Annotated in this window: 2 protein-coding genes and 1 pseudogene; 2 read left to right on the forward strand and 1 reads right to left on the reverse strand. The window is 67.9% G+C overall.

Annotated features, from left to right (window positions below; all coding sequences use genetic code 11):
* A partial coding sequence (locus VF794_RS40705) for an EAL domain-containing protein (RefSeq protein ID WP_331119289.1) occupies positions 1-342 on the forward strand: 342 nt, incomplete at its 5' end.
* Positions 343-676: 334 nt separating this feature from the next.
* Positions 677-1885 (forward strand): IS4 family transposase, encoded by a 1209-nt coding sequence (locus tag VF794_RS40710; RefSeq protein ID WP_331119291.1) that lies wholly within the window; start codon positions 677-679, stop codon positions 1883-1885.
* Positions 1886-2145: 260 nt separating this feature from the next.
* Here the strand turns inward: VF794_RS40710 and VF794_RS40715 are convergent.
* Positions 2146-2462, reverse strand: a pseudogene (locus VF794_RS40715) (hypothetical protein); the annotation flags it as partial.

A 2462-nucleotide genomic window follows, 5' to 3' on the forward strand; every position in this document is an offset into this window, starting at 1 on the left:
ATCCTGTCGCACTACCGCGCCAAGGGCTTCGGCGTGGCGCTGGACGACGTGGGGAGCGGCTACAGCGGCCTGTCGCTGCTGGCCGACCTGGCCCCGGACATGATCAAGATCGACCGCGAGCTGGTGACGAAGTCGGTCGAGAGCCCCGCCCACCGCGGCATCTGCGCCTCCCTCGTCGGCCTGGGCCGCGACAACGGCCACCTCGTCCTCGCCGAGGGCGTGGAGACCGAGGCGGAGTGGGCGGTCATGGAGGAGCTGGGCGTGGACCTCCTGCAGGGCTACCTCTTCGGCCGCCCCGCCCCGGTCCCCGCCCTCGACGCGGAGGTGGGGGCACTGGTGTAGACCCGCACCGGTAGGGGCGCGATTCATCGCGCCCGTGCCCGCCCCCGCACCACCCCCGCGGTTCAAACCGGTCCATCCGTAGGGGCAGACCTGCGTGTCTGCCCACCCTCGCCCCCGCCCCGATTCCTGCATCACGCACGATTTTCGCGGATCCGGGGGCGAATGAATTCGCGGCTGGAACCACGCAAAGTCCGCCTGCGCGGACTACGGGTTCAGTGCCTGCACACACGAGACGGCTTCAGCCGTCTTCCCGTGGTTCCAGCCGGGGGATTCATCCCCATACGCGTTAACTTAAGGCTTGCACGTGGCAACGAGCCGGCTTATCGTGGATTCCATGAGAGCCGACATCCTTGCGGAAGAGTGGGCGGTGATCACCCGCTTCCTTCCCGACAACTGGCGAGAACTCGCCCGCTCAACGGGCGCTCTCCGACGAGCCCGTCAGGTCGCCGATGCGGACGTGCTTCTCCGCTTGGTCTTCCTCTACGCGGCTTCGGGCCTGTCTCTGCAGCACGCATCCGCGAGGGCGGCGACCGCGGGCTTGGCCAGGATCTCCAGTGTGGCGCTGATGAAGCGCATGCGGAGCGCAGGTCCGTGGCTGCGGGCGCTTGCCGAGGCGGTGTTTGCCGAGGGAGCGCGGCGGCCGTCCCTTGATGCGGTTCCCGCCGGGCGGCGGCTGCGGATTGTTGACGCGACGCACGTGCGGGTGTCGGGGAGCGGCGTTGCGGACTGGCGGCTCCACTACGTGCTGGGCCTGCCGACCCTTACGTGCGACTTCGCCGAAGTCACGGATTCCTCGGGCGGGGAGACGTACATGCGGGTTCCGGTCGAGCTCGGAGACATCATCCTGGGAGACCGCGGATACTGTCACCGCGAGGGTGTGGCGTACGTGCTGGAGCGCGGCGGAGACGTGGTCGTGCGGCTCAACTCCAACAGCTTTCCTCTGCTAAGCTCCAAAGGTGAGCGGCTGGACCTCCTCGCCGCGATGCGCTCGCTCGTGGAGCACGTGCCGGGCTCGTGGCCAGTACGCTTCGAGGCCGGTGGCAAAGAGTACGACGCGCGCCTCTGCGCCGTCCGAAAGAGCGCCAGCGCGGCCCAGCAGGCGAAGGAGCGTCTGCTTAAGACGGCGCGCAAGAAGGGGAGGACGGTCCGCGAGGAGACACTCGAGCTGTCGGAGTACATCTTCGTACTGGCGACTCCCGGGCTGGATGATCTCTCCGCGACCGAGATCTTGGAGCTCTACCGTGCGCGCTGGCAGGTGGAGCTCGGCTTCAAGCGCCTGAAGTCGCTCTTCGACGCAGGCAGCGCTCCGAACCAGGATGCGGAAGCGGTGCGAAGTTGGATCTATGCAAAGCTGCTGGCGGTGCTACTGATCGAGAGACTCGGCGAGGAATCTCGTCTTTTTTCCCCCTGGGGGTTCCCTCTCGGAGGGGCCAGGGAGTCGCTGGCGAGAGTTCCGCGAAGCGTGCGACGCGTTCCTAGCCGTGGTCGCGCTCCCCTGCCTGCCCAGCGTGCTGCTGGAGCGGGGACGCGAAGTACGGCGTAGGCTCCGAGAGCCACCCCGAAAGCGGACGATGCAACTCCTTGAAATCAAGAAGTTTAAGGCCTTAAGTTAACGCCTATGGGGATTCATCCCCCGGTGCGCGGCGCCGATGCCATCGCTGGCGCCCATCCCCCGGTGCGCGTCCGCCGGTTTTTCGTCCCCCGGTGCGGGGTCCGGGTGATCCGGCCCGTCCCCCCCAAAAACACCCGCCGCGCCCCGGCAACCGGGACGCGGCGGGTGTCCACCCGTGGAGACGTTCGGCCTCAGGCCGGGACGGCGTCGCCGGCGACGGCGCGGTTGAGGCGGTTGCGCAGGTCGTCCTCGTCGATGCCCAGCATCAGGGCGGCGCGCTGGTGGTCGCCCTCCACGAAGGAAAAGGTCTTGAGCATCAGCGTGCGCTCGGCCATCTCCAGCTTGGTGCCCACGGGAAGTCGGATCTCGCGGTCCTCCGTCACCAGCAGCTCGTGGGCGCGCATGTCGGCCAGCGTCACCATGTCGCCGCGGGCCAGGATCACGGCGCGCTCCACCGCGTTCTTGAGCTCACGGACGTTGCCGGGCCAGCGGTAGCTGTTGATGAACT

Origin of the sequence: Archangium sp. (assembly GCF_036389735.1) — a bacterium.
Classification (GTDB): domain Bacteria; phylum Myxococcota; class Myxococcia; order Myxococcales; family Myxococcaceae; genus Archangium.

What these genes read in the sequence shown, in the direction of transcription:
- VF794_RS40710 (WP_331119291.1), top strand. Translation starts at nt 677, where the DNA reads ATGAGAGCCGACATCCTTGCGGAAGAGTGGGCGGTGATCACCCGCTTC.